Origin of the sequence: Salinimicrobium xinjiangense DSM 19287, assembly GCF_000423585.1 — a bacterium.
In the GTDB taxonomy this organism is placed as follows: Bacteria; Bacteroidota; Bacteroidia; order Flavobacteriales; family Flavobacteriaceae; genus Salinimicrobium; species Salinimicrobium xinjiangense.
Genome location: NZ_AUIG01000035.1, coordinates 1 through 25,339 on the forward strand (window position 1 = coordinate 1; position 25,339 = coordinate 25,339).

The 25,339-nt window shown below is 42.4% G+C and carries 24 protein-coding genes and 1 pseudogene; 10 read left to right on the forward strand and 15 right to left on the reverse strand.

The window, feature by feature from the left end:
• On the reverse strand, nt 1-229 hold a 229-nt coding region (locus G564_RS19245), incomplete at its 3' end, for a hypothetical protein (protein ID WP_037373986.1).
• 93 nt (nt 230-322) lie between these two features.
• Entirely contained in the window at nt 323-907 is a 585-nt protein-coding gene (locus tag G564_RS0112385) for a hypothetical protein (RefSeq protein ID WP_029037940.1), read from the reverse strand.
• A 166-nt stretch (nt 908-1,073) separates the two neighbouring features.
• Here G564_RS0112385 and G564_RS0112390 point away from each other — a divergent pair, with 166 nt between their 5' ends.
• The 4 genes from G564_RS0112390 to G564_RS0112405 all read left to right on the forward strand — a co-directional run bounded on the left by G564_RS0112390 (nt 1,074) and on the right by G564_RS0112405 (nt 4,759).
• A complete protein-coding gene (locus G564_RS0112390) occupies nt 1,074-2,489 on the forward strand; it encodes a M20/M25/M40 family metallo-hydrolase (protein WP_029037941.1) in 1,416 nt (471 codons plus the stop codon).
• 65 nt (nt 2,490-2,554) lie between these two features.
• Nucleotides 2,555-3,922 (forward strand): MATE family efflux transporter, encoded by a 1,368-nt coding sequence (locus G564_RS0112395; protein ID WP_029037942.1) that lies wholly within the window; start codon nt 2,555-2,557, stop codon nt 3,920-3,922.
• 12 nt (nt 3,923-3,934) lie between these two features.
• Nucleotides 3,935-4,162, forward strand: a complete 228-nt coding sequence (locus tag G564_RS0112400) for a hypothetical protein (RefSeq protein WP_029037943.1) — start codon at nt 3,935-3,937, stop codon at nt 4,160-4,162.
• A 3-nt stretch (nt 4,163-4,165) separates the two neighbouring features.
• Complete coding sequence (locus G564_RS0112405; RefSeq protein ID WP_029037944.1) at nt 4,166-4,759, forward strand: phosphatase PAP2 family protein; 594 nt, start codon at nt 4,166-4,168, stop codon at nt 4,757-4,759.
• Between the two features lie 5 nt (nt 4,760-4,764).
• Here G564_RS0112405 and meaB read toward each other — a convergent pair whose 3' ends face one another.
• Nucleotides 4,765-5,838 (reverse strand): methylmalonyl Co-A mutase-associated GTPase MeaB, encoded by a 1,074-nt coding sequence (meaB, locus tag G564_RS0112410; RefSeq protein WP_029037945.1) that lies wholly within the window; start codon nt 5,836-5,838, stop codon nt 4,765-4,767.
• 70 nt (nt 5,839-5,908) lie between these two features.
• Between meaB and G564_RS0112415 the strand changes: the two genes are divergently transcribed.
• From G564_RS0112415 to tnpA, 6 genes are all read left to right on the forward strand, one after another.
• Nucleotides 5,909-6,337 (forward strand): organic hydroperoxide resistance protein, encoded by a 429-nt coding sequence (locus G564_RS0112415; RefSeq protein ID WP_029037946.1) that lies wholly within the window; start codon nt 5,909-5,911, stop codon nt 6,335-6,337.
• Between the two features lie 381 nt (nt 6,338-6,718).
• Nucleotides 6,719-7,264, forward strand: coding sequence for an RNA polymerase sigma factor (locus G564_RS0112425; protein WP_037373991.1), 546 nt, complete (start codon nt 6,719-6,721; stop codon nt 7,262-7,264).
• Nucleotides 7,248-7,865 carry a hypothetical protein gene (locus G564_RS0112430; protein ID WP_029037948.1) on the forward strand — a complete coding sequence of 206 codons (618 nt, stop codon included), beginning with the start codon at nt 7,248-7,250 and terminating at the stop codon, nt 7,863-7,865. Before G564_RS0112425 ends, G564_RS0112430 begins: the two co-directional genes overlap by 17 nt.
• Nucleotides 7,846-9,243, forward strand: a complete 1,398-nt coding sequence (locus tag G564_RS0112435; RefSeq protein WP_029037949.1) for a YggN family protein — start codon at nt 7,846-7,848, stop codon at nt 9,241-9,243. Before G564_RS0112430 ends, G564_RS0112435 begins: the two co-directional genes overlap by 20 nt.
• A gap of 22 nt (nt 9,244-9,265) precedes the next feature.
• A complete protein-coding gene (locus tag G564_RS0112440) occupies nt 9,266-9,952 on the forward strand; it encodes a peptidoglycan DD-metalloendopeptidase family protein (RefSeq protein ID WP_029037950.1) in 687 nt (228 codons plus the stop codon).
• Between the two features lie 812 nt (nt 9,953-10,764).
• The gene (gene tnpA / locus G564_RS0112450; protein ID WP_029037951.1) at nt 10,765-11,226 is read left to right on the forward strand and encodes an IS200/IS605 family transposase; all 462 of its coding nucleotides are present in this window, start codon (nt 10,765-10,767) and stop codon (nt 11,224-11,226) included.
• Between the two features lie 370 nt (nt 11,227-11,596).
• On the opposite strand, the gene G564_RS0112455 is transcribed toward tnpA, so the two are convergent.
• From G564_RS0112455 to G564_RS0112515, 12 genes and pseudogenes are all read right to left on the reverse strand, one after another.
• On the reverse strand, nt 11,597-12,178 hold the full coding sequence (locus G564_RS0112455) for a DUF2911 domain-containing protein (protein ID WP_029037952.1): 582 nt from the start codon (nt 12,176-12,178) through the stop codon (nt 11,597-11,599).
• A 162-nt stretch (nt 12,179-12,340) separates the two neighbouring features.
• A complete protein-coding gene (locus tag G564_RS0112460; protein WP_169578133.1) occupies nt 12,341-12,838 on the reverse strand; it encodes a DUF2383 domain-containing protein in 498 nt (165 codons plus the stop codon).
• Between the two features lie 158 nt (nt 12,839-12,996).
• A complete protein-coding gene (locus tag G564_RS0112465) occupies nt 12,997-13,722 on the reverse strand; it encodes a VIT1/CCC1 transporter family protein (RefSeq protein WP_029037954.1) in 726 nt (241 codons plus the stop codon).
• A 116-nt stretch (nt 13,723-13,838) separates the two neighbouring features.
• On the reverse strand, nt 13,839-14,357 hold the full coding sequence (locus G564_RS19250; RefSeq protein WP_051205450.1) for a DUF4199 domain-containing protein: 519 nt from the start codon (nt 14,355-14,357) through the stop codon (nt 13,839-13,841).
• 223 nt (nt 14,358-14,580) lie between these two features.
• The gene (gene secA / locus G564_RS0112475) at nt 14,581-17,940 is read right to left on the reverse strand and encodes a preprotein translocase subunit SecA (RefSeq protein WP_029037955.1); all 3,360 of its coding nucleotides are present in this window, start codon (nt 17,938-17,940) and stop codon (nt 14,581-14,583) included.
• Nucleotides 17,941-18,027: 87 nt separating this feature from the next.
• Complete coding sequence (locus tag G564_RS0112480; protein WP_008272287.1) at nt 18,028-18,249, reverse strand: DUF2795 domain-containing protein; 222 nt, start codon at nt 18,247-18,249, stop codon at nt 18,028-18,030.
• A gap of 153 nt (nt 18,250-18,402) precedes the next feature.
• A complete protein-coding gene (locus G564_RS0112485; protein WP_029037956.1) occupies nt 18,403-18,978 on the reverse strand; it encodes a cob(I)yrinic acid a,c-diamide adenosyltransferase in 576 nt (191 codons plus the stop codon).
• Nucleotides 18,979-19,291: 313 nt separating this feature from the next.
• On the reverse strand, nt 19,292-19,489 hold the full coding sequence (locus G564_RS0112490; protein WP_029037957.1) for a preprotein translocase subunit YajC: 198 nt from the start codon (nt 19,487-19,489) through the stop codon (nt 19,292-19,294).
• Nucleotides 19,490-19,937: 448 nt separating this feature from the next.
• Nucleotides 19,938-20,639: an ABC transporter ATP-binding protein gene (locus G564_RS0112500; RefSeq protein WP_029037958.1), complete on the reverse strand. Its 702-nt coding sequence runs from the start codon at nt 20,637-20,639 to the stop codon at nt 19,938-19,940.
• Nucleotides 20,640-20,941: 302 nt separating this feature from the next.
• Nucleotides 20,942-21,280: pseudogene (locus tag G564_RS20940) on the reverse strand (class I SAM-dependent methyltransferase); the annotation flags it as partial.
• Between the two features lie 783 nt (nt 21,281-22,063).
• Nucleotides 22,064-22,669, reverse strand: a complete 606-nt coding sequence (locus G564_RS0112510; RefSeq protein ID WP_029037959.1) for a transposase — start codon at nt 22,667-22,669, stop codon at nt 22,064-22,066.
• Between the two features lie 113 nt (nt 22,670-22,782).
• Nucleotides 22,783-24,648: an ABC-F family ATP-binding cassette domain-containing protein gene (locus tag G564_RS0112515; protein ID WP_029037960.1), complete on the reverse strand. Its 1,866-nt coding sequence runs from the start codon at nt 24,646-24,648 to the stop codon at nt 22,783-22,785.
• Nucleotides 24,649-25,339: the final 691 nt, after the last annotated feature.

Genomic DNA, 25,339 nt, shown 5'->3' on the forward strand with positions numbered 1-25,339 from the left:
CTTTTAAAGACATCATCCCCACCAAAATCTTCACCGAAGCATTGGGACGACCGGTAGACGAAAAAAGAATAGCAAATTTTTCTTCATCAATCCTGGAAATAAAATACTTATAAAAAATATTGTACCAGGCCTTTGGATCGTTTAGCTTCTTATCTTTCTTGTCATCAAGCAATTGGCCAAAACCAGAAAAGAGATCTGATTGAGAAGAATTCTGAGTTTTTCTAAACATGATAGTGAGTTGGAAAGTGGTTTAAAGATAGTCCATTCTTAGTATTATTCGAGTAATTTTGTTTTTAGAGTGGACTCAATCTTGAACCTCGAACTATCGTGGTGGTGGGGTATATTTCAGGAAATACATCTTATCCCCACTGGGATGATCCCACTCGTGAAACTGTTCAAATCCATATCGCCTATAGGCGAGGGAAATTCTTTTTATTCTGGTTTCAGCATAAATGGGAAGTTGCAGGTCCTTCGCAATAGCATAAAATTTGTTTTTCATCTCATATGCCGTCTTGGCATCATCACTACCCCGCGCATCAGAAATAATTCCCCAGAACCAGCAGTAGAGATAGTCGCCCTCCTTAGGTCTTTGGGATTTGACATAGCCCTGAGTTTTCATGGCCTTTAGTCCCTTTCTTATTCCTGTTACATTAAGAGCGAGTTTAATGTCCATGATCGTATCCTTCCAGAAATTCCTGTCTTTACTATTGGTGCGGAACAGAATAGCGATTCCTTTTCCATCGGGGGAAACTATAAGGGCATCCTTCTCAATGGCTTTTTCCACCATGTATTTGGCCAGATAATTAAAACGTTTTTCCCGTTTTGAATCATCCTTAACTATCTCCATAGAGGTTGGGATCTCCTGAAGTAAGGTTGAAACATTATTGATGATCTCCTGTTTATTCAAGGGGCTGAAATTTTGTCGAAAGATAAAAAAATGGCAGCAGTTAGGCTTCTGTGAGGGAAGAAATAATTCTCCCGTTTTCGGGGCAGGGAAAATTATTATTTAAAAATGGCTTTTTTGAGAGGTTTTGGAATGGTTTTTTACATTTGTTTTTTAGAAGAAACCTATTATGAAAAAAGCAATAGTCCTTCTTGTAGTACTCTTTAGTCTAAATGTAAGTGCACAACAAGATAGTGAACAGGATTCCCTGAACCTTAGAAAGATTTATGACCTGGCCTTACTGCAGGGTAAGAGCTATGACTGGCTGGATCATCTTTCCAATAAGATTGGCGGCAGACTTTCGGGTTCTGTAAATGCACAACGGGCGGTAGATTATACTAAAGCCGAACTTGAAAACCTCGGACTTGACAGAGTCTGGCTGCAGCCTGTTATGGTACCGAAATGGACCCGGGGAAATCCGGAATATGCATATATTCAGACTCAGGGTGGACCTACTAATACCGTAAATATCCTCGCTCTTGGAGGTTCTGTTGCCACACCCGATGCCGGCCTTAGAGCAAAGGTCCTGGAAGTTCAGGGAATAGAACAACTCGAACATTACGGCAGAAAAGAAATCGAAGGGAAGATCATCTTTTACAACAGGCCAATGCGTGCCGATCTTATCCACACTTTTGAAGCCTATGGTGGATGTGTTGACCAGCGATACTCGGGTGCAGCCGAAGCCGCAAAATATGGTGCAGCCGGAGTGATAGTTCGTTCCCTTACCCACAAGATCGACGACCATCCACATACCGGCTCCATGAGCTATGGTGAACTTCCGGTAAATAAAAGGATTCCCGCAGCAGCTATTAGCACTAAGGATGCAGAATACCTTAGCAGCATGCTAAAGCTAAATCCGGATCTCGACTTCTATTATAAAATGAATCCCCGGAATTTTGAGGATGTCGAATCATTCAATGTGATTGGAGAGATCAAAGGCAGTGAACGTCCCGACGAAATTATAGTGGTGGGTGGCCATCTTGATTCCTGGGATGTTGGGGATGGTGCACATGACGATGGCGCCGGAGTGGTGCAATCCATGGAAGTGGTCCGGCTTTTCAAGGAAGCGGGAATACGTCCTAAAAGAACTATCCGGGTAGTGCTTTTCATGAATGAGGAGAACGGTCTTCGCGGGGGAAACAAATATGCTGAAGTGGCAAAGAAGAATAAGGAAAATCACATTTTTGCCCTGGAGAGTGATGCCGGAGGTTTCACTCCCCGCGGATTTTCAATTGATGCCCGGGAATCACAGTTTCAAAAAATTAAAAGCTGGGAACCTCTTTTCAAGCCATACCTGGTTCATTACTTTGAAAAAGGAGGCAGTGGTGCAGATATCTCTCCGCTAAAAAATGGAAGCACGGTACTCGCCGGATTAAGACCGGATTCCCAAAGGTACTTTGATTACCATCATGCAGCTACAGATACTTTTGATGCAGTCAATAAACGGGAGCTGGAATTGGGAGCGGCTACCATGGCTTCTTTTATATATCTTGTAGATAAATACGGTTTTGATGACATTAAAAACGAAGCAGATATCCTGAAGTAAAAGTTTAGAAGATTTGCTGTTGCCGGGAAAGAAACTTTCTATCTTTGCAGGCTTAAAATCTCCCCGTGCAATTAGCTGCATACACAAAAGAATTTGGAAAGAATCTCAATATCGCCTACCCTGTAATGCTGGGTCAGCTTGGGCATGTTATGGTTGCTCTGGCCGACAATATTATGGTAGGACGATTGGGAGCTGCCCCTTTGGCTGCAGTTTCTTTGGGAAATAGTCTTGTTTTTATCGCCCTCTCCCTGGGAATTGGTTTTTCCTTTGCTATTACCCCTTTAATTGCTGAAGCAGATGGTGCGGGAGATATCGAAACAGGAAAAAGTTATTTTCATCATGGAGTGGTGATGTGTGGCATCAACGGAATTTTGCTGTTCCTGGTCTTGCTGCTGGCAAAACCTATTCTGTATCATCTGGATCAACCGCCTGAAGTTGTAGACCTTGCCATTCCTTACCTGGAGATCGTCGCTTTTTCCATGATCCCACTAATGTTCTTTCAGGCGTATAAGCAGTTTGCAGACGGTCTCTCTCAAACCCGGTACGCTATGTATGCTACCCTGGTTGCCAACGTGGTAAATGTGCTTTTCAACTATTTGTTGATCTACGGGATATGGATATTTCCACGCCTGGAGCTGGAGGGAGCCGCCTGGGGAACCCTTATTTCCCGCTTCTTTATGCTCTGGTTCCTGTGGGATATTCTCAGAAAAAAAGAAAAATTCAGCCAGTACTTCATATGGTCCCGAAAAGAGTGGCTTAAAATTCCCATTTTCAAGAGGTTATTTGCGCTAGGTTTTCCTACTGCCCTGCAGATGCTTTTTGAAGTTGCGATCTTTACCGCCACAGTTTTTCTCGCCGGTACCCTCGGCACGAATCCGCAGGCTGCAAATCAAATTGCCTTAAACCTGGCATCAATGACCTTCATGGTTGCGGTAGGTCTTGGCGTAACAGCAACAATCAGGGTAGGAAATCAAAAAGGTAAGGCCAATTTCAGAGACCTCAGGAGAATCGCATTTTCGACCTTTCTTCTGGTATTTCTCATTGAAGCCGTGTTTGCAGTAGGTTTTATCGTATTTAAAGACTGGCTGCCCATGATGTATATAGATAATGCAGAGGTAATTTTTCTTGCAGCTCAATTACTTATCGTAGCTGCACTTTTTCAGTTAAGTGACGGTCTGCAGGTGGTGATACTCGGAGCCTTACGAGGACTTCAGGATGTGAAATTCCCTACTCTCATTTGCTTTATTGCTTACTGGATCATAGGTTTTCCTATCTCATATATACTGGGGAAGGAAGAGATGCTGGGAAGTATGGGAATCTGGTACGGATTGCTGGCAGGCTTGAGTGCTTCGGCGCTAATGTTGTATATTCGGTTCAATTATTTAAGTAAAAAGCTGTTGCTTTCTTCGGAAGCTTCCGAAGAAATAGTTTAAAAAAGATCAACTATGGACTTTCCAAAATTCCTCCTGGGAGATAATACAGATTATCCTGATGCTATATTTATTGTGCATACAGAATTTCCAAGATTCATTCTAAACCTGGAAAATGATGAGGTGGAATGGCTCGAAGATTTTGATCCTTCAGATGAAAAAGAACTCGAATCTGAAGCTGAGAGCCTCATCCAGCAGGCAACAGATTTCTACGATCGTGAAATTTCTAGGTACGAAGACTAAACTATGGAACAGTTAGTAGAACTGGATCAGGAACTTTTTCTATTCCTGAACAATCTTGGGACTCCGGCCTGGGATAATTTCTGGAATTTCATCACCAATAAATTCGCTTCTATTCCTTTTTATGCGCTGCTGGTTTTCTTCCTGTATAAAGCACTTGGTTTAAAAAGAACCCTTTTGACCTTATTATTAGTGGCTGTTTTGATCACAATGACAGATCAGCTTTCGAATCTATTTAAACATTTTTTTGAAAGAGCCCGTCCCTGCAGGCAGGAGGGGGTGATGGAGTATGCCCGTTTTGTAGCTGTGAGATGTGGCCGGTATGGCTATTTTTCTGCGCATGCAGCAAGTTCGGCAGCGTTATGTGTTTTTCTGGGAATGATCCTGAAGAATTATTGGAAGCATATTTTTTATGTCCTGATCTTTTGGGCACTGTTAGTTTCGTACAGTCGTATTTATATAGGAGTACATTATCCGGGAGATGTTCTTACGGGTTGGATTCTTGGAATAATGATCGGCTACCTTTTATTCCTGTTTCATAAATTCCTGCTGAAGAAATATTTTGTGAACCCTGTTGCCTCAGGATACAAAAATCCTTAAGAAGATTATTCTCTGTACTTTCCGAGAAGGAGTGCTGCAGCTTCAAAGGGAGTGGTTTCATTTCGATCCAGGGCTTCTAATTGCTTCGGAAGCATTTTTTTTATCTCAGGATGCTGATAGAAGCGGTTTTTCAGATTTTCGTTTATGGTTTGTAGTAACCAGAACTTGTTTTGTTCCTGTCTCTTTTTCGCGAAATGCCCCGAATCCTTTACCTGATCTTCGTATTTGCTGATAAGCTCCCAAACCTCTTTTATACCCGTATTTTCGTAGGCACTGCAAAGAAGGACTTTTGGGCTCCACCCACTTTCCTTCGCCGGATAAAGATGAAGTGCTCTACGGAATTCTGAGCGGGCCTTTTCGGCCGGCTTCAGGTTGTCGCCATCAGCCTTATTGATCACGATGGCATCTGCCATTTCCATAATTCCCCTCTTGATTCCCTGTAACTCGTCGCCTGCTCCTGCCAACTTAAGCAACAGGAAAAAGTCGGTCATGCTGTGAACTGTAGTTTCACTCTGTCCCACGCCTACGGTTTCTATGAGCAGTGTGTCAAATCCTGCAGCCTCACATAAAATGATGGTCTCCCTGGTCTTTTTTGCCACTCCTCCCAGGGAATCTCCCGAAGGGGAGGGTCTTATAAAAGCATTCTTATGATTGACCAGTGTTTCCATTCGGGTCTTATCTCCCAGTATGCTTCCGCCGGAAACCGAGCTGGAAGGATCTACGGCAAGTACGCCAACCTTTTTTCCGTTGTCGGCAAGATAGCTTCCAAAAGCTTCAATGAATGTACTTTTTCCCACACCGGGCACTCCGGTAATTCCTATTCTCAAAGAGCGGTTAGCATGGGGAAGACATCTTTCAATGATTTGGGCTGCTTTTTCCTGGTGCAGGGGCTGGTTACTTTCAACCAGAGTAATTCCCTGACTAAGGGCGCGTTTGTTTCCTGCAAGCATTTCTTTTACAAGCTCTTCAACTACTATTTCCCTTCGGCGGGAATCCCTGACCTTTTTGGCCACACCGGGATTAATTCCCGATGCAGGGCGGGTGCCTTCAGCTTCACTTAATGCCGATTTATTAGCCAAACCAATGATTATTTTTAAGTGGAGATTATTTGTATATTGAAGTACTAAAATAGTTAAAAAAAACATCATTATGAAGACATTGTATACCGGAATAGCAACAACGACCGGAGGAAGAGAAGGACATGTAAGTACAGATGACGGGATTATTGATATGGATCTTAGTATGCCCAAATCCATGGGTGGAAAAGGGGAGGACAAAACCAACCCCGAACAGCTCTTCGCTGCCGGATATTCTGCCTGTTATGGTAGTGCCCTTCAGGTAGTGGCTAAGAAACATAAAGTGGATCTTGGAGATTTTAACGTTACAGCATCTGTTGAAATTGGAAAAACAGAAGAAGGGGATCTTCAGCTGGCTGTGATCCTTGATTCCTATATTCCCGGAGTGGATGTGGAAACAGGAGAAAAGCTTGTAAACGAAGCGCATGAAATCTGCCCTTACTCCAGAGCAACGCGGGATAATGTTGATGTCACGCTGAATTTGATGCTGGACGAGGAATAGTGGTCAGTGATCGGTGATCAGTGATCAGAAAATTTTGATAAAAGAAAAAGAAGGCTTCTTAAGGAGCCTTCTTTTTTTGTTAAGGAATTACCTTATTAAAAGATTATATTTATTCCCTTAGATCCCTTCTTTCTGAGCCCCGCCAGCCGGAGGCCGGGGTGTCCGCAGGACAGGGTGAGAATTATGCAACCCGAAACCCGCAACCCGCAACCCGCAGCCCGCAACCCGCAACTCGAAACTCGCAACCCGCAACCCGCAACCCGCAACTCGCAACCCGCAACAACTTCTCTTCAGAAAAAAATCTACTTTTATTAAGAATTTTTGCAACGCGGCAGAAAAACTGTCGTCTTTAAAGTGAAACCCAACCAAACTGAAGTTATTTTGATACAACATCAATTAATAGAGGCTTGCAAACAAAATGACCGCAGGGCGCAGCTCAAGCTCTACAACAAGTATTGCGACGGCATGTACTATGTGGCCCGGAGGTTCATTAATGATCCGTTTGAAGCTGAAGATGCCATGCAGGAGGCTTTTATAAAAGCCTTCGAGAAACTGGCTCAATTCACGGGAGAGGTCTCTTTTGGAGCCTGGCTCAAGAGAATTGTGATCAATAAATGCCTCGATAAATTAAAGGCCCGTAAGCTGGAACTTGTTGCAATGAATGAACAGGTACTGGGAACGGTAGAGGAGGAGGAAAACTGGAACGTTGATGACGGGATTGGAATAGAAGAAGTGAAGCAGACCATGGAGCAGTTGCCGGAAAAATACCGGTATCCGTTAATGCTTTATTTGCTGGAAGGTTATGATCACGAAGAAATTTCAGAAATATTAGATATTTCCCAGGTGGCCTCAAGGACTCTGGTGCACCGGGGAAAGAAAAAATTACAGGACGAACTTAAAATGAGAAAACATGGCACAGGATATTAGGAAGATGTTTCAGGAGGAAAAAGCCCTGCCTTCCAGACCCCCAAAGGGACATCAGAAGAGATTTGAAGCAAGACTTGAGGAGACATTTCCGCAGGAAAAGCAGGATAAAAGCTCAGACAGGAATTACTTCTTCATGAAGATAGCAGCGGTGCTTGTGGTGATGCTTGGAATAAGTTTTTTCTTCCTCAACAGTGAAAATGACTTTAACAATAATCAGATCACTACGGCTCCCGTTGAAGGAGAACAAAAGAATGAGGAGGAAATTCCGGTGACAAAAGAATATCAGTTAAGTGATGTTTCACCCGAATTCAAAGAGATCGAGAATTTCTACCTCGCCAGTCTTAATATAGAACTTGCCAAACTGGAAGTCAATGATTCAAACAGGGCTCTTGTTGATTCTTTCATGAAGCAGCTGGCCGGACTTGACCAGGAGTACAAAAAACTGAATGCTGAGATCAATGAAGTGGGGCTAACCGAAAGTACTGTGGAGGCGATGATCTCAAACCTGCAGCTACGACTGGAATTGCTTTACAAACTGAAAAATAAAATTAAAGATATCAATCAATCTAAAATTAAAGAAAATGAAAATTATCAGGCTTAAATATCTAATAGTAGCCATGCTTTGTGTAACTACAGGCCTGGCGCAGACCAGCAAACTGGATAAGACCTATAAAACCAACAAAGATGTCACGGTGAATATTGACGCCCGCCACACCCTGGTGAACGTTGAATACTGGGACAGGAATGAAGTGCAGGTCTCTGCTTATCTTGAAGGAAGCGAGGAGAACCAGAATAAGGCGCTTCAAAGCTGGAAACTCGACGTTGATGCTTCTGCCCAGGAGGTGAAGATCAATTCTTCGGCTGCACCGGGAGGCCCCGGGGACTTTAACATGGCCGCACTTCAGGCTCCCTTAGCCAAACTTCCGGAAATGATCGCTCCCCTTACCCAAATGATGGGACCCATGCTGGAAGGCCTATCGGGAAATCCTCTTCCGCCGGAATTCTATGCGAGCATGAGTGAGATCAATTTCGATTATGAGCAATACCAGAAAGACGGTGAAAAATACATGAAGAAGTTTGAAGCGAAGATCGAAAAAAACTTCGGAAAAGACTTTGAAAAGGCCATGGAAGATTGGGCTCAGAAATTTGAAAAAGATTCTGCTCTTAGAAAAAAGCAGGAAATGAAGATGGAAGCCTGGAGCAAGGATTTTGAGAAGAAAATGGAAGCCTGGGGTGAAAGCTTTGGGAAGGATATGGAAAAATGGGGAGAAGAATTCGGCAAGGAAATGGAAACCTGGGCTGCTAACGTAGAAAAGGAGGCAAGAGCACAGGAGGCAAAAACAGGAAAGAAATTGATCATTTTAAAAGATCATAGTTCGGCTAAAAAAGTGCTTAAGGTGAAGATGCCCCGGAATGCGCAACTTAAACTGAACGTACGTCATGGAGAGGTAAAACTTGCCGGCACCACCAATAACCTTCGCGGAGAGATCTCCCATTCCAGATTTAATGCTTTAGAAATTGCCGGAAAAAACACCAACGTAAAAGTATCCTATACTCCTGTACTTATAAAAAACTGGAAGTATGGTGTATTAAATGCGGCTTATGTGCAGGATTTGAAGATCGACAAGGCTGAGAGTCTAAAGCTGGATTCAAATTCGAGTAATGTCCAAATAAGAGAACTCGGGGAAACCGGTATTCTTGCTGGTACTTTTGGAGAACTGAAGATTGATAGTGTCTCCCCCGGATTCAAAAGTCTGGACGTTACAGTAGAGAACAGTGACCTGGTACTTGATCTACCTGAGAGTGCATTCAATTTCACTTACAATGGGACCAATAGTAAAGTTAAGTATCCCCAGGGTCTGAAAGTGACTTCCAGCAATTCCTATGACAATCAAAAGCTGAAGGGTTACAACGCAAACCAAAATGCAGCAGCTACAATAAATATCAATGCCAAATTCAGTGATGTTCTTTTGAAGTAGATTAAATTTGGCAAAAAAATAAATGCCACGACATAAGTTCTTAACCGGCCTCGCTACAGGTTTTACTCCTGTAATTGATGCCGGTTTTTCTTTGGAAGATTATCAGCATATAGATCTGTCCGTAAATAACAAAGAATTATCCCAGGCCCAGCTCGATTCGCCTGATGCTTTTCAGAAATATCTGGATACTTTTCTGCGGAAGCATGACAAAAATATCGCTTATGGCGGCTATAACGAACATCGCGGCCTTTACAAGCGCAGCGGACTCTTTTCTGCGGCAGAAGAGGAGGAATTGATAAGAAATATACATATTGGAGTAGATGTATGGGCAGCCGCAGGTACAGCAGTCCTGTCCGTTTTGGACGGAAAAATCCACAGCTTCCGGGACAACGATAATTTTGGAGATTACGGCCCCACAATTATTCTTGAACATGAGGCTGAAGGGAAAAATTTCTACTCCCTCTACGGACATTTGCAACGAAGTTCCCTAGCCGGCCTTAGAGTGGGGCAGGAGGTAAGGCAGGGACAGAAGATCGCTGCTTTAGGAGATGCTTCAGAAAATGGAAATTACGCTCCACACCTGCATTTTCAGATCATCCTGGATATGGAGGGTAAAGAAGGAGATTATCCTGGCGTCGCCAACAGAAGAGAAATTGATCATTTCCTGGCCAATTGCCCGGATCCCGATTTGTTGTTGAGGGTTGGGTAATTTCACCTTTTAGGACAGTATGTTCTGTCGTCCCTACGGGACTCGATAAGGGGTGGGGATGCACTTTCTACCAAGCTTTCGCCCCTACGGGGCTTTAAAAAGGGAAATTCATTTCTTTGGAATTTCATATAGTAATGATTTTTCGTCCCCACGGGAATATATGGCGGGATTAATATTCCGTGCCTAAAGACACGGTTATACGGGTGGTACTTCCAATTTTTACCGATATGCTGTCCTAATGGGCCAGGAAATTGTTCTTTGTATAATATTTAACTTATATAAATTGGTAGAATCATATTTAAAAAATCATTACTGAAATAGGAGAAAAAATCCCGGAGGGACTATCTATGGGTAGAAAAATATCAGGAAAAGGATAATCTGTGCCTTTAGGTACAGAATATGTCATTGTAGAGAATAGAGTTTATCAAAATCAGTAATTATTATCAGGGAATCATCGGAATATCCTCTTTTAGAATATAGCCGAATTGGGACAGAAGGTCGGTAGAAATTCCGAATTCTCTTTAGTAAACGTACCGTAGGGACTACCTATAGGTAGAAAAAAATAGGAGAAATGAAAAACTGTGCCTTTAGGTACAGGATATGTCATTTGTCAGGATTGAATAAATAACGTTTATCGAAAGAAACATTTTACTAAGGTGTAAGCTTCGGGATATCTAAATTCCTGAACAGATGTTGCCCCGTAGGGGCATAAGGTCGGTAGAATTTAAAGAAGTTTATTAGTAAGAGTCCCGTAGGGACGAAAGACTATCAGCAATTTCCCTATATTAATATATTGAATTAATTAAATGCCTATGCCTAACACCTTCACACAAATCCATATTCATTTTGTATTTGCCGTAAAATTTCGGGAGGCGCTAATTCAGCCGCACTGGAAGGAGAGGCTGTATCAATATATCACTGCGATAGTTCAGGACTACGGCCATAAAATGTTGATCATAAATGGAATGTCAGATCATGTTCATTTTCTGATTGGGCTAAGGCCAAATCAATCTATTTCCGATTTGATGCAGGACGTAAAGGGAGGCTCCTCAAAATGGATTAACGAGGAAAAGCTCGTAAACGGAAGATTTGCCTGGCAGGAAGGATACGGAGCTTTTTCTTATTCAAAATCTCAGGTGCCGGGACTGATTAATTATATTCAGAATCAACAAGAACATCATAGAAAGATGACATTTCAGGAAGAGTATGTGCAATTGTTGGAGGAATTAAAAATTCCATTTGATCCCAAATATATTTTTAAAGATTTAAGCTGAATTCATTTTTATTGAGTAGCAAATAGATCTTCCCAATCAAAAACCTAATTTGTACTGCATTCCTTAGGATGATCTTTCGTCCCTACGGGACTTTATGAAGTGAGGTTAGAATTGTCTACCAGGCTTTCGCCCTTACGGGGCTTTAATACGGGAAATTCCATTCTTTGAAATTTCATATAATGATGATCTTTCGTCCCTACGGGACTTTATGAGGTGCGCGGAGAAGATTTTATAACAGGCTGTCGCCCCTACGGGCTTCTTTTTCATAGAGGTTTAATCACCTATATAATTCATTTTACCGATTACTCGTTTAGATGCTGATTTTTCAGAAGGGATAAAGCCTTCAACAACACCTCCCAAAAATATCATTTTAAGAAGGTTTTACCTGTTCCACTTTTTCAGGGTCGATAATGGGTACACGGATTAAGGTCCGGTCCCAAACCATATTGAAGGTGATGAATTGTTGTTTCTCCTCAAAGAAGATTGTGAACTGTTCTACCGGATTTTCTAATTTCACTACAGGCATTTCCACAACCAGGACGTCATATTCTGCTATTCTGGAAGGAACCTGTTCTGCTGTAATGCCCCAGGGATACATTTCGGAATTGAAGATCACCTTCCATGTCTCTTCCTGCGGGATCGTCCACAACGTATATTTACCCGCAGGGAGCAGGGAGCCATCAACTAAAATATCTTTGGAGGTATAAAAAGTGGTAGCTTCGTTAGCACCCGTTCTCCAGACTTGCCCATAAGGAACAAGTCCGCCGAAGATCTCCCGCTCTTTTTTATATGGCCGGTTATAAAAAACCTCAAGTGTAAGATCTCCGCTGCTGTAGGTAACGGTATCTTCGGGACTAAAAGATTTGGTATTGTTCTTATAGACAATATAAGAAACCATGATCACGGCTCCTGCTATTATCAATCCAAAGAAAATTCTTTTAAAGGTATTCATATAGATCTAAGTTAAACAATTTCCGGGCCGAATTCGGGGTACAGGATCAAAGGATTGTGTAGGAAATTTGGGAATTAGTATTTCGGAATTATACGGGGGGTAGAGATAAAGAAAAAGCCCCATTACGGGGCTTCACTGGTTGAGTTGGTTGGTAGTTTATCTTTACATCGCTTTTAATTTCCGTACCCGCGGTTTGTGTTGCGGATCAAGCGCTTGTTCTCCATTCTCATATTTCAGGCATTTATCAACTGCCTTAAGAATGGTTTCCTTTTGTTTTTTTAGAAGCTTAATAACTTCCTTTGGTAAATTCTTTTGTTCCAGTAGCTCATTGTAGAGTTCCAGATTTTCTTCATCCTTTTTTCTGCATTTTTTCAGCAGTTTTAAAGGTTTGGTTCGGATGAGGGCTTTACGTTCTTCTCTCCAGTCCCTGTCGAGATTTCCTTTTTGCACCCATTCTTTTGCCGGTTCCACACCGGCCTGTACAAGTTGTTCTGAGATTTCGTAGCTAAAGCGGTTTCTGTTTACAGTTTCGTGGTTGAAAAATCGCTTCAACTCTACCTGCTGTACATCTTCACCCGCATTATAGTAAATACGTTCTGCTTCAAAACTTTCATTAAGCAGCCAGTTCAACTTCTTAAATTTAGAGTAACGATCTTCCATAGACATGCGTTTTTAGATATGGTTCGAAGATACTCACAGAAGATATTTCCTCTCTGCTAACCAATTGTTAAATCGTTGATTTTTAATAGAATATTGAGTAAAATTTAAGAGTTTGGATTCAAACCTTAAGAATTTGTGTCAGTAGAAAATTCCTACTGCTATAAAAAGACCTTTTCCAGTATATCTCCCACGAAATAGGCCAAAAGTGCAGCCAATCCACCCAATAAAAGTGTTTCTGAGATTCCTACGAACATATTTTTTTCAGTGACTATGCTTTTAAAACTCCCCACAATTCCTAAAGCCACAGCAGTAAGGATACAGGAATAGAGAAAGAGATCTTCCTGCAGTGTAGAACCGGTTCCTGCAAACACATAGGAGAGTAAGGGTACAGAGCCAACCACTATAAAACTTATAAAGGTCATTCCTGCAGTTTTATAAGGGGTCTTATCACTTTTAACCATTTCCAGCTCCTCTTTCATCATAGTATCCACCCATACATCTTTATTTGAAGTGATCACCTCTACTACGTCTTCCAGGAGCTTGCCTTCAAATCCTTTGGCTGCATAAATTTCTCTTATTTCTTCTATCTCTTTCTCCCGCAAATTCTCAACTTCCCAATATTCAATTTGCCGGTGACGTTCATAGGAGTCCCGTTCTGCTTTTGTAGAGAAAAAATTTCCGACAGACATGGAGAATCCGTCGGCTATAAGATTTGCAATACCCAGAATGACTACTACAGAAAGTCCGAGACTGGCACCTTCTGCACCTGCAACTACTGCAAAGGTGGTAATGGCACCATCAATACCTCCATAAACGAATTCGGGAATGTAGTCTTTATTAAAAAAGAGGATCTTTTGGCGGGAATGAATTTTGCTTTCCTCCATTTGTTCGGTCCTGTGAATTAGTTGGACATATTAGATCTCAATGTTGTAAAATGTTATCAAAGTTGCCGGTCATCTTCTTTGTTTCAACTTCATTTCCTGGTTAGCCTTTATAAGCCTTATCTATAGGGAGTCGTACCTTTTACCTGGTTTGGATCGGGTACTTTCCTGCGTAATATGAGAGCCGTGACAGCTGCAGTTATAAGACCTGTAATTGTGGCCCAGACCATACTCTGAATGATGTAATTTTTGATATTGAAATAAACATCAGCTTCTTCGCGGCTCATTTCACCGGTCTCTATAGAGTATTCCTGTATGTTTTTGAAGTAATCCGGAGTAATAATTTCGCTAATGAGTAGTTGAACAAAAGGAGAGAGGATCACAATTCCCAGCGTGAGAATGGCTCCTGCCTTAAATCCCTCCAGCCAGTTCATATAACCGTTGTGGAAATTTTCCCTTTTGTCATACAACGCAAAGAGGTAGATCACTATGGCTACTATTCCAAAAAAGCTGGTATAAAAGGAATGTTCGGAAATATATTTATCGTGTAGCCCAAAAAACTTTTCACCCAGCATCCAGAGGATCATTACAACCGAAAAAATAACAGCCCATTTTGTTTCGATGCGATACTTGCTCATAGGGGTGAGGTTGGTTCTTTAAAAATACTAAAATAATAAGGATTTCCCTGAGGAAGCAAAAAAATAAAAAAGCCTGAAAAACAATTTGCTTTTCAGGCTTTTTTGAAAGTTACTGGTTAATAGTTAGTAGTTATAGAGTGATAATAACTAATAACGATTAACCCCTCTGTCCTTCGGACATCTCCCCTTGAAAAAGGGGGAGAAATAAAGGTGGTTCTATTATTTATTCGTCAACCAATACCCAATCTCCTTTGTCGAGCAGGGGGATGGCTTGTTTGTATTTCATGCTTTTGTTCTCTCCCGACATCACATTTTTAATCGTGACCTTGTCGTTACGACCAATCTTTGGACGTTCGCGGGTAATGGTTTCAGTAACCTGAGGGCGACGCTGCTGTCCCTGGCCTGCGGCCCGGCTTTGAGCAGCTCTCTCATCCATATTTGGAATCTCTTCTTTTGAAGTTTCTACCTGCTCACGCTTTTTGGTCTGTCTTGCCTCTCTGATCTGATCGGGATTTGGTGCCGGAAGCTCTCCTTTAAATAAGAAGGAGATAACATCCTTATTCACCTGGTCCAGCATTACTTTGAACAATTCAAATGCTTCAAACTTATAGATCAGCAGCGGATCTTTTTGTTCGTGAACAGCCAGCTGCACACTCTGCTTTAATTCATCCATTTTTCGAAGATGTGTTTTCCACGCATCATCAATAATGGCTAAACTGATGTTCTTTTCAAAGTCGGTAATCAACTGTTTTCCTTCAGTTTCGTAAGCTTTTTGAAGATTGGTAACCACCTGAAGGGATTTTACACCATCTGTAAAGGGTACCGCGATCCTTTCAAAGTTATTGCCTTTGTCTTCCCAAACCTGCTTGATCACAGGGTAGGCAGCTTCGGCATTACGCTTCATTTTCTCACGGTAATGTTCGTAGGCCGATATGTAGATCTGATTAGCGATCTTATGGAAATCCATCTTGTCGAACTCCTCTTCAGTAATTGGAGAACTCATGGAGAAGTAACGGATCAGTTCAAATTCAAAGTTCTTGAAATCCCCGGCCAGTTTGTTAGTTTCCGCAATTCCTTCCGAAGTATCATAGATCATATTAGCGATATCCACACGAAGTCTGTCTCCAAACAAGGCGTGATATCGTCTCTTATAAACCACTTCCCTTTGAGCGTTCATTACATCATCATACTCAAGAAGTCTTTTACGAACCCCGAAGTTGTTCTCTTCCACCTTTTTCTGAGCGCGCTCAATAGATTTCGAGATCATGGAATGCTGAATTACCTCCCCTTCTTCCAGACCCATACGGTCCATGAGTTTCGCGATCTTTTCTGAACCAAAGAGGCGCATCAAATTGTCTTCAAGGGAAACGTAGAACTGTGAACTTCCCGGATCTCCCTGACGTCCTGCACGACCTCTAAGCTGTCTGTCCACTCGTCTGGAATCATGACGTTCTGTACCTACTATGGCAAGACCGCCTGCTTCTTTTACCTCAGGGCTCAGCTTGATATCTGTACCACGACCTGCCATGTTAGTGGCAATGGTTACCACTCCGGCATTACCGGCTTCGGCCACAATATCGGCTTCTTTCTTGTGCAGTTTCGCGTTAAGAACGTTGTGAGGAACATTTCGGATCTTAAGCATACGGCTTAATAATTCGGAAATCTCTACGGAAGTAGTACCGATCAACACTGGTCTTCCCGCTCTGGAAAGATCGGTTACGTGATCGATAACCGCGTTGTATTTTTCACGCTTTGTCTTGTAAACAAGATCTTCTTTATCTTTTCTTGCAATAGGACGGTTAGTAGGGATCTCTACCACATCCAGCTTATATATTTCCCAGAATTCCCCCGCTTCTGTAACCGCAGTACCCGTCATACCCGATAATTTGCTGTACATCCTGAAGTAGTTCTGAAGCGTTACCGTAGCAAAGGTCTGCGTAGCATCCTCGATCTTTACATTTTCCTTGGCTTCAATGGCCTGGTGCAGTCCATCGCTGTAACGACGACCTTCCATGATACGGCCGGTTTGCTCGTCAACGATCTTTACCTTGTTTTCCATTACCACATACTCCGTGTCCTTCTCGAACAAGGTATAGGCTTTTAACAGCTGACGCATGGTATGGATACGCTCACTTTTCACGCTATAATCGCGGAAAAGTTCTTCTTTCTTTTCAGCTTCCTCTTCTTTGGAAAGACCTTCCTTCTCAATTTTTGCGATCTCCATCCCAATTTCGGGCATCACGAAAAAATCAGGATCATCTTTACCCGAAAGGAATTCAATTCCCTTGTCCGTAAGATCTATCTGATTGTTCTTTTCTTCGATCACAAAATACAATTCGGCATCAACCGTAGGCATTTCCCGGTTGTTGTCGGCCATGTATTTGTTCTCTGTTTTCTGAAGCAAGGTTTTAATTCCTTCTTCACTCAAATATTTTATCAGCGCCTTGTTCTTGGGAAGTCCGCGGTAAACGCGTAACAACTGCAGACCACCTTCTTCGGTATCGCCAGAAGCAATCAGTTTCTTGGCTTCAGCAAGTACTCCGGTCAAATATTTACGCTGTACTTCAACAATATTAGCTATCGCCGGTTTTAACTGATCAAACTCGTGCACATCTCCCTTAGGAATTGGTCCCGAAATGATCAGCGGAGTTCGTGCATCATCAATAAGTACCGAATCCACCTCATCCACGATCGCATAGTTATGTGGCCGCTGTACAAGATCATCGGGCGAATGCGACATATTATCCCTCAGATAATCAAAACCGAACTCGTTGTTTGTTCCGTAGGTAATATCTGCATTATAAGCTTTTCTTCTTGGTGCCGAATTTGGCCTGTGATAGTCGATACAATCAACTGTAAGTCCGTGGAACTGAAAGATAGGCGCCATCCATGCGCTGTCACGTTTGGCCAGGTAGTCGTTTACTGTTACCAGGTGCACACCGTTGCCGGTAAGGGCGTTGAGGTACATGGGAAGCGTGGCTACAAGGGTCTTACCTTCCCCTGTTTGCATCTCGGCAATTTTTCCCTGGTGCATTGCGACCCCGCCTATAAGCTGTACATCATAGTGCACCATATCCCAGGTTACGGGCTTTCCTGCAGCATCCCAGGAGTTTTTCCAAACAGCATGATCTCCATCGAGAGTCACATAATCCTTCTCTGCAGAAAGTTCACGGTCAAAGGCAGACGCAGTAACTTTAAGTTCGGTATTATTTTTAAAACGTTTGGCTGTTTCCTTAACGGTTGCAAAGGCTTCAGGCAGGATCTCATTAAGAACTCCTTCAGAGATCTCGTAAGACTTTTCCTTTAATGCGTCTATTTCGGCGTAGATGTCTTCTTTTCGGGTAATATCCTCAGAGGCTTCAGCTTCGGCATCCAGAGCGGTGATCTGTTCATTCACTTCCTTCAGGGCCTCCCGGATCTTTTCCTTAAAAGCAGTTGTCTTGGCGCGCAGTTCATCAAGGGAAAGAGCTTCAAACTCCTTTTCGAGGGCCAGGATCTGATTCACGATAGGCTGAATTTCCCCGATGTCTTTTTTAGACTTGTCGCCGACAAAAACTTTTAATACGGTATCTAAAAAACTCATATGTTTTTGTGGTTTTAATATGTCAAAGTTAAGCAAAAAAAAAGCCTCAAATCTGAGACTTTTTTCTGCTGTTATTGTGGTGTGCGTTTAATATTCATCTTCATTCCAGAGGTAATCCTCATCTGTAGGATAATCTGGCCAGATCTCCTCAATTGAATCATAGGAATCACCCTCATCTTCAATTGCCTGCAGGTTTTCAACAACCTCCAGCGGGGCACCCGTCCTGATGGCGTAATCAATTAACTCATCTTTTGTGGCGGGCCATGGCGCATCACTAAGGTAGGATGCTAATTCTAATGTCCAATACATCGGTTAATCGGTTTATAATTTGTGCAAAAATAATTTTTTTGACGAGATAGTCAAGAAAAAAATCACTTTTTTATCATTAATTTAAAGAACGTATTAGTCGCCTGTAAAACCCTCTGAAAATGGGCCCTTAGAGAAGACTCCGGCTGGTGACATTTAAGATCCCTTCTGCGGAATCCATTTGATCTCCTCTGCCTTTACATCATAAGTCAACTTTCGTGCCAGCACAAAAAGGTAATCGCTAAGGCGGTTGAGATACTGGAGAACCACCTCTTCAAAGGGTTCAATTTCATACAGGGCAGTGGCCAAACGTTCGGCCCGGCGGCACACACAGCGGGCTATGTGACAAACTGACACGGTTTGGTGTCCCCCAGGAAGCACAAAGTGTGTCATGGGAGGGAGACTTTCATTCATTGTGTCAATTTCCTGCTCTAAAAGTTCTATATCGGCAGCAATAATTTTTGGAATGTCGAGTCGTTGTTTTCCACTTTTTAAAACAGCTTTCTCAGGATCGGTCGCCAGGGTGGAACCAATGGTAAAAAGACGGTCCTGAATTTTAAGAAGTATTTCCCTGCTGTGCTTATCAACCTGTTGATCACGCAGAAGGCCCAGATGGGAATTTAATTCGTCAATTGTGCCGTAGCTTTCAATGCGTATGTGGTGCTTGGGAACGCGCGTGCCGCCAAATAAAGCGGTAGTACCTTTGTCTCCCGTTTTAGTATAAATTTTCATCTTTGAAATTTTTGATTGTCCTTTTTAAAAGGCAGCCTAAAGTAAGAAAATATTGAAGGCTTTGAAAACGTAATGAGGTTTAAAAGTTATGAGTTGCCGGTTGTCTTCGGCGGTTCCAGGTTCAAAGTTTAAGGTCTAAGGTTCAAGGTTTATTGTTTAAGGTCATTCTGATCACTGATCACTGACCACTGATCACTGACCACCTCTTTATTACTGCTTACTTAAGACTGCGCACTGCCCACTGAAAAACAAGGATGGAGTAGGAGCAGCAAGACACATTATTTCCCTGTTGACTTCTCCGGCAATGAGTTTTTTAGTCGCCAAAATTCATTTCGGCACTTCCGGAAGATTTCTTCCTGCTCATTTTACTTCGGATCCTGTCACTGAGAGACCTGCGCCATTCCAGTTCTTTTTTTCTTCTTTTCCGGCTTCTTATCCACAGGAAAAATGAAACGCCTACACATAGAAGGGCAAGGTATAGAAAGATCTCATTTGTCCAAAACTCTCCCATAGCATTTGATTTAAGGGAGATAATTTACCAAAATAACTGATTATGTACTATTTAGAAACTGTTAATTCGTCAGCCACACAAGCTATTTGTTCTTCTTCTTTCGCTCCTTATATCGATTCCGGAAGCTTCTGTTTTTCCTGCTCTCACGGTTCTTCTTCGCCTGATTCCGGTTCCAGAGAAAAAAGGCCAGAAAAACTATTATAATAATAATGTATAGGAGAGTATCGCTGTCGAAAAAAGACATCTTTGAAGGTAGATTTTAGAAGTTAGATATTAGAAGTTTAATTGGTGTCTGTTCCCTGTTGCCGGTCTGAGGTTCAGGGTTGATGGCTTTCGAATTAAACTTTTCCGATTCCCGATGGTTCGTAGTACCTAAAATACAATTTTTTCAGAAAGTAGTATTCTACATCGTAATTCTTACTTCTACCTTCGTACTTCAAATCACTGATCACTGAACACTGAGCACTTTTTTGCGTTCATCACTTTCGATCATACCGTCGCGGAGGCGGATGATGCGGTGGGCGTGACGGGCAATATCCTCTTCGTGGGTAACGAGAATAACAGTATTTCCTGAAGCATGAATGTCATCAAAGAGGTTCATGATCTCTACGGAAGTCTTGGAATCCAGGTTTCCGGTAGGTTCATCGGCCAGAATTATCGACGGATTATTTACAAGGGCCCTGCCTATAGCTACTCTTTGGCGCTGTCCTCCAGAGAGCTGATTCGGTTTATGATCCATTCTGTCTGCCAATCCCACATCGGCGAGGACTTTTTCAGCCCGTTCTTTCCGCTGAGCTTTAGAGGCTCCGGCGTAGATCATTGGCAAAGCCACGTTATCAAGCGCAGTAGTGCGGGGAAGCAGGTTAAAAGTCTGGAATACGAAACCGATCTCCTTGTTACGGATCTCTGCAAGTTCGTCGTCACTCATCTGGCTTACATCCTTTCCGTTGAGGATATACTGGCCTGAAGTCGGAGTATCAAGGCAGCCTAATAGGTTCATCAGGGTAGATTTCCCCGAGCCCGAAGGACCCATTATAGCCACATATTCACCTTTCTCGAGATCGAGATCTATGCCTTTTAAAACTTTAACAACTTCCTGCCCCAAGTAGAAATCCCGGGTAATTTGCCTGATCTTTATTACGCTGCTCATAAAAAATTTGAATTCATAAAGTTAGACGCAAATTAAGTTACTTTGTTACATTCCTATAATAATCAGGGATCAATAAAATTCCAATATACAAGCACCAAATTCCAAGCACCAAATTCCAAGCACCAAATTTCAAGATTAGATTTGATGATTTACCCCTAAATCTAAAGGGGACTTTAAAGATAGCTCCCGAGGAGCATAATATTTATAGATGAAAAAAATTAAAAGCTAAAGGCAAATTGCAAAAAACCAACAGCTATTTTTAAAAATTACTGCCAACTTAAGCCTGCGCACTGCCTACTTAATCAAATGCGAATGATAAAATGCTCCTTCTCCTGTTCTCTTCTAAAAAAAACAAGTCCCCATTGAAAAGTGTCTATAGTGACTCTTACCTGCGGATGGGTCTTTATCTCCTCCCAGGCCTCTTCCATTCCTGCAGACCAGTGGATGTCGTCAAATATCATGACGCTATCGTTGTGAACCGTGGGAAGTAGCTTTTCAAAGAAAGAAAGAGTGGCTTCTTTTTGGTGGTTTCCGTCGATGTAGAGTAGTGAGTATTTAGTATTGAGAATTGAGAAAGGGTTCGGCACGGATTGCAAATCCGCGCCATCGGTTAGTCGGTTGTGAGTTGTGAGTTGTGAGTTGTCGGTTGGAGTGGAGTTGGAATTTGGGATTTGGGTTTTGGATTTTTTTTCCTGTTGCCTGTGGCCTGTTGCCGGTTGTGAGTTTTCAGTTGTCGGTTTTGGGTTGACGGTTTCGCCTGTTTTGGGATTTGGGATTTGGAATTTGGAATTTCTTTCCTGTTGCCTGTTGCCTGTTGCCGGTTGTGAGTTGTCAGTTGTCAGTTCTCGGTTCTCGGTTTTGTTGGGATTGGAATTTGGGATTTGGGATTTGGGATTTTGATTTCCTCTGTCCTCTAGTAAATCTTCAAATTTCCCCAGCTTCAGCTGAATATTTTCAAATCCAAATTCTTTAAATTTCTCCTTCGCTACAGTCGCTGTTTCAGGACATCCTTCTATTGTGGTGATCTTTACTTTATTTCCTGCTGCCATGGCTGCTGTACCTAAACCAAGGGAAGTGCCAAGCTCCAGTGCCCGGTCTACCTCAAGATATCTCACCAACCGATTCAGGAGTCGGGCGCGGTTTGGGGGAATTCCGACGTTTTTTGCCATTTTTGACACCTCTCGTTCCTCTGACTTAAAGATCCTACTGCCGGCGCCAAAATCTTTGATATATAATTTTCTCTTGTCTTTCAGCAGAGATTTGCGGTAATCCTTCAGAATGGCATAAGAGGGATATTTCTTTCTGTCGTAAAAACATTTCGTCACCAGATTGTAGACAAATGGCGAATGCACCCCATGTTGGTTGGTGGAGCGGAGGAGGAATTTTATGTAGGCGAGGACAATCTGCATCTTCGTTCAACCCTTTCAGGGTTCTAAACCCTGAAAGGGTTCGATCGTATGTTCTTTCTGATGAAATTTTTTAAAGTTTTCAAAATCACCAAATAGTTCGAAAACTTCCTTTTTATGAATTATACGCTCCTTTTCGCTAAAAAATCCATGGTAAGATGTCCAAGGATATGAGATAATATTTTCTGCTACAGAATGATGAACCGGATTATTGTGGATGTAAAAAACTAATTTTCTCAAATAATCTTCAGAAGTAATTTTTTTTCGTTCAAAAGGTTTTTCGAATACACTTCCGGTGCGGGAATATCTTTTATTTATTGCCTGTGTGTAAGAATTAAAAAGATGGCCTAACTGTCTTGAAGGATCTACAACCGCAACTTCAGAACGAGTCGAGTATTTAAAGTCGGTTTTGTTTATTTCTTTAGCTTCTTTTAGATAGACCAGAAAGTGAAAGTGATTATGCATAAGGCACCATGCCAGAGTTTTGGCCACAGGAGAAATATATTTCTCATAAAGCTGAAGGAAATAGCTGTAATTAGCATCATCAAAAAAGATCCTTTCACCATTATTACCACGATTGTATATGTGGTAGTAATTTCCCGGTTCTAAAACTTCGATCTTCATCTGGTTAAAATTTAATCCTGTAAAATTCGTCCGATCAACCCTTTCAGGGTTCCAAACCCTGAAAGGGTTCTTCAAACCTCGCGAGAGGGTTAAAAACCGCTGAAAGGGTTATACTACTCCATCTTCGCCCCCAACTCAAACCACCTTTCGGTCTTCTTCTCGATCTCATCTTCGATCTTGCTGAGTTCCATAGAGGTTTTGGCGATCTCATCCGGACTTAGATCCTGCAGGAATTTTTTCTGCACCTCTTCCTTTTTCTTTTCCAGGTTGTGGATCTCCTTTTCCAGCTTGTTGTATTCTTTCTGCTCGTTATAGGTGAGTCCGGCGCTGGTGCTGCTTTCTTTCTTCCAGGCCTTCTTATCGGTCGCAGCTTCGGGTTTTTCAGCTGGTTCAGAAACAGAACTGGCTTCATATTCCCGGTAATCCGTATAATTTCCGGGGAAATCTTCGATCTCTGCCCCGCCTTTGAACACGAACAGGTGATCCACGATCTTATCCATGAAATACCTGTCGTGGGAAACCACCACCAGGCATCCGGGGAAGTCGAGCAGGAAGTTCTCGAGCACGTTCAGGGTTACGATGTCAAGATCGTTTGTCGGTTCATCCAGGATAAGGAAATTCGGATTCTGAATAAGAACTGTACACAGGTAAAGACGTTTCTTTTCTCCACCACTCAACTTCTCCACATAATCGTACTGCTTCTTGCGGTCGAAGAGGAAACGCTCCAGCAGCTGCTGGGCGGAGATCTGCCGACCTTTTTTCAGCGGAATATAATCACCAAACTCTCTGATCACCTCGATAACCTTCTGACCTTCCTTAACTTCAATTCCGCGTTGGGTATAGTATCCGAACTTGATAGTTTCCCCAATGGTGATCTTACCTGAATCGGGTTCCAGTCCGCCGGTAAGGATGTTGAGAAAAGTGGATTTTCCGGTACCATTCTTTCCGATGATGCCTATGCGATCTCCCGGCTGGAAATTATAGTTGAACTTGTCAAGCAGCGTAAGATCCCCAAAACTCTTGGAGACGTTGTGGAATTCCACTATTTTATTTCCCAGGCGCTCCATATTGATCTCCAGCTGCACCTGGTGATCATTGCGACGTTTGGAGGCACGGTCTTTGATTTCGTGGAAATCCTCGATGCGCGATTTAGATTTAGTGGTTCTGGCCTTTGGCTGCCGGCGCATCCAGTCCAGTTCTTTTTTGAAAAGCTGCTTGGCCTTATCTGTATTGGTTTGTTCGGTGGAGATCCTTTCCTCTTTTTTGTCGAGGTAATAAGAGTAATTTCCTTTATAAGTATATAGATTTCCGTCCTCGAGTTCCACTATCTCGTTACACACCCTTTCCAGGAAGTACCGGTCGTGAGTCACCATGAAAATGGTAAAGTTCTCTTTGCGGAAGAATTCCTCCAGCCACTCGATCATATCCAGGTCGAGGTGGTTGGTGGGTTCATCCATGATGATGAGATCGGGCTTGTTGAGGATCATGGAGGCAAGGGCAAGACGCTTCTTTTGTCCGCCGCTTAGGCTGCCTACCATGGCATGCAGGTCTTGCAGGTTGAGCTTAAAAAGGATCTGCTTATAGGTAGATTCAAAGTCCCAGGCCTGGTGCGCGTCCATCTGTTCGAAAGCCTTTTGGTAAGCATCGGCATCTTCAGGATTCTCAAGTGCCTTTTCATAGCGCTCGATAACTTTCAGGATCTCATTATCTGAAGCAAAAATAGTTTGCTCGACCGTCAGCTTCGGATCCAGATTTGGTTCCTGCGGAAGAAAAGCAGTAGTAATATCTTTACGAAAGACCACATTTCCCGCATCGGGCTTATCGGCACCCGAAAGTATATTTAAAAGAGAGGTCTTCCCCGTTCCATTCTTGGCTACAAATCCGACCTTGTCCCCTTCATTGATTCCGAAAGATAGATTAGAGAACAGCTCCCGCTCCCCGTAAGCCTTGGCTACATTTTCAACAGATAAATAATTCACGCAGATATTTTTTGCAAAAGTAGGGAAAACAATGAGCAATTAACAATTAACAATTAGCAGGAAGCAATTTCCAAATTACAAGCACCAAATTCCAAAATGTATTGTTGATTTGAAGATTTGGGGATTTGAAGATTTGAGATTTGGATGACGAAAATCCTTCTTGTTACCTGAAATATTCTTTAAAGAGTCCCCTCCTTCGGAGGGAGCCTGTCCCGAACTTGTTTCGGGATGGCCGCAGGTCGGGGTGGGAAGCGCTAAGACCTGGAAGTCACTTTACCACGTTTTTGCGAGGGAGGGGACAGCCCGACCGCGGCAATCTCATGATGGAGAAAAGAAATTAATCTGTTTTCCGCGCTTCTTTGCCCCTCCCGATAGCCACCTTAGGTTTGTATTGATACTTTTTTAATTAAAAGTAGTATAATTGAAAACCTGTCAGCGATCCAGCGATAGCCTTAGAAACGCACTATCCCGATATTTGGAACTGACAGGTTTTAATGAACCAAGACCTGTATAAGATATCAGCCCTGACCTGTTAAGGTTTTTAGGTAAAGGTTCTTCTTTTTTAACTCAATCTAAACTATGAAATTTAAATCATTTATCGGAGTCGATGTTAGCAAATTATCCCTGGATATTTGTTCTATCACAGAAGACGGCGAAATTAAAAATTTTAAAATTGACAACACTTCAAAGA

Coding starts and splice junctions, on each gene's coding strand:
- G564_RS0112390 (WP_029037941.1), top strand. CDS start 1,074: ATGAAAAAAGCAATAGTCCTTCTTGTAGTACTCTTTAGTCTAAATGTA.
- G564_RS0112400 (WP_029037943.1), top strand. CDS start 3,935: ATGGACTTTCCAAAATTCCTCCTGGGAGATAATACAGATTATCCTGAT.
- G564_RS0112405 (WP_029037944.1), top strand. CDS start 4,166: ATGGAACAGTTAGTAGAACTGGATCAGGAACTTTTTCTATTCCTGAAC.
- G564_RS0112415 (WP_029037946.1), top strand. CDS start 5,909: ATGAAGACATTGTATACCGGAATAGCAACAACGACCGGAGGAAGAGAA.
- G564_RS0112430 (WP_029037948.1), top strand. CDS start 7,248: ATGGCACAGGATATTAGGAAGATGTTTCAGGAGGAAAAAGCCCTGCCT.
- G564_RS0112435 (WP_029037949.1), top strand. CDS start 7,846: ATGAAAATTATCAGGCTTAAATATCTAATAGTAGCCATGCTTTGTGTA.
- G564_RS0112440 (WP_029037950.1), top strand. CDS start 9,266: ATGCCACGACATAAGTTCTTAACCGGCCTCGCTACAGGTTTTACTCCT.
- tnpA (WP_029037951.1), top strand. CDS start 10,765: ATGCCTAACACCTTCACACAAATCCATATTCATTTTGTATTTGCCGTA.
- G564_RS0112455 (WP_029037952.1), bottom strand. CDS start 12,178: ATGAATACCTTTAAAAGAATTTTCTTTGGATTGATAATAGCAGGAGCC.
- G564_RS0112460 (WP_169578133.1), bottom strand. CDS start 12,838: ATGGAAGATCGTTACTCTAAATTTAAGAAGTTGAACTGGCTGCTTAAT.
- G564_RS0112465 (WP_029037954.1), bottom strand. CDS start 13,722: ATGGAGGAAAGCAAAATTCATTCCCGCCAAAAGATCCTCTTTTTTAAT.
- G564_RS19250 (WP_051205450.1), bottom strand. CDS start 14,357: ATGAGCAAGTATCGCATCGAAACAAAATGGGCTGTTATTTTTTCGGTT.
- secA (WP_029037955.1), bottom strand. CDS start 17,940: ATGAGTTTTTTAGATACCGTATTAAAAGTTTTTGTCGGCGACAAGTCT.
- G564_RS0112480 (WP_008272287.1), bottom strand. CDS start 18,249: ATGTATTGGACATTAGAATTAGCATCCTACCTTAGTGATGCGCCATGG.
- G564_RS0112485 (WP_029037956.1), bottom strand. CDS start 18,978: ATGAAAATTTATACTAAAACGGGAGACAAAGGTACTACCGCTTTATTT.
- G564_RS0112490 (WP_029037957.1), bottom strand. CDS start 19,489: ATGGGAGAGTTTTGGACAAATGAGATCTTTCTATACCTTGCCCTTCTA.
- G564_RS0112500 (WP_029037958.1), bottom strand. CDS start 20,639: ATGAGCAGCGTAATAAAGATCAGGCAAATTACCCGGGATTTCTACTTG.
- G564_RS0112510 (WP_029037959.1), bottom strand. CDS start 22,669: ATGAAGATCGAAGTTTTAGAACCGGGAAATTACTACCACATATACAAT.